A 1,396-nucleotide genomic window follows, 5' to 3' on the forward strand; every position below is an offset into this window, starting at 1 on the left:
TCGGCTTAGACACCCAGTTCCTAATTCAGATCAGAGGCTTACGCCACTCCCGCCAACCCTTCAGGACACTTTTGGTGAATAAGGCGGGCTAGAGCTTCTTTTGGGGCTCGCCGTCGGGATCGCATCGGCCAGCGCCATCTTGTTCTGTCTGGCAGTCAAGCACCTGTCGGTTTCTCAGTACTCGTTCACGGTACTATGGTACTTTATTGTAGCAATCGTCTCGGCACCACTGTGCGCAGCCCTGGCCCGCCGCATGCAGAAGCATCGAGCGCTGATGGCGGCTGCGGTAGGATATGCGATGTTTCCGGTGATTCAAGCAAACTCGCCGCCCGGCACGATCACTATGATGTTGGTCGCGTCCACCTTGGGCGGCTTTGCCTTCACGGCCGCGTCTATGCTACCGCGTGCGATGGTTGCGGACATCAGCGACGAAGTCCTGCTGGAAACAGGCATCGACAGCACTGGGATCCTGTATGCCTTACTGACAGGAGTTTACAAGGTGGGTCAGGCGGTGGCGATCGGGGTCGTGTTTACGTCCCTCGATCTGATTGGATATGATGTGTCCGCTGGCCGGGAAAACGCACAGAGTGCGCTCATGGGATTGACAATCGTCTACGGGGTAGTTCCAGCAGCCCTCGCTAGTATTTCGATGGTCTTAATGATTGGTTATCCTCTAACCGCCGCGCGCCACGCGCATATACGAGAGGCGCTCCGCAGATAGAGACAGCCCGATCCCATTGAGTTGACATGAGCAAGATGCTCCACACATTATGTTCCGGACCCAAGAAACAGGTTCATTGACCGCTGCGACGTGATTTACTGTCTCGTGTGAGGAGGCGGTGAGGGCAACTGGACGGCCGGCATCGCGCATCATCTTCCAAAGGACTTGCGCGGCGGATAAATCCCGTTAGTTGGCCATGGCGACGAACGCTTCCTTCAACGCCCGATCAACTCGGAAGGTGCAGATAATCGGTCATCGCTCCGGCTTATCGGTCCATGCGCGTTGAACACCATTCGGGCTTCGCGGCCCCCTTGAATTTCCACGTTGGGCCAGGAAACGGAATATGCACCATCCGGTGTGCAATATCATTGCGCGGGGCTGTCCGACAAGGAAGGAGGAGGTCAGCCTCTCGATTTCTGCTTCACCGTTATTGGGAGGCCCGACACCAGGAACTGCACTGCCGCGACGCGCTGATTGACGATGCCTGCCGCATCCCGGAATCGGCGATCGTAAAGGCGCCTGTTATTTGGCTGGAAACGCACCTCAAGCAGACGTTCGCCAAGGACGACAAGGCGATCATTGAACCGCCCCGGGTTTGCCGGAGGCTCCAACTTCTGAGTAAGTGGAGTCGATATGAGCAAGACGACGAACAAGTTTGCACCCGAGGTTCGCGCA

The 1,396-nt window shown here is 56.9% G+C and carries 1 protein-coding gene and 1 pseudogene; one reads left to right on the forward strand and one right to left on the reverse strand.

Annotated features, from left to right (window positions below; genetic code table 11):
* Nucleotides 1-100: 100 nt before the first annotated feature.
* On the forward strand, nt 101-721 hold the full coding sequence (locus IQ35_RS20890; protein ID WP_221442163.1) for an MFS transporter: 621 nt from the start codon (nt 101-103) through the stop codon (nt 719-721).
* A gap of 401 nt (nt 722-1,122) precedes the next feature.
* Here IQ35_RS20890 and IQ35_RS21345 read toward each other — a convergent pair.
* Nucleotides 1,123-1,396 (reverse strand): annotated as a pseudogene (locus tag IQ35_RS21345) (bifunctional adenosylcobinamide kinase/adenosylcobinamide-phosphate guanylyltransferase); the annotation flags it as partial.

The sequence above is a fragment of the Sphingobium wenxiniae genome, from assembly GCF_007830065.1.
Classification (GTDB): Bacteria; Pseudomonadota; Alphaproteobacteria; order Sphingomonadales; family Sphingomonadaceae; genus Sphingobium; species Sphingobium wenxiniae.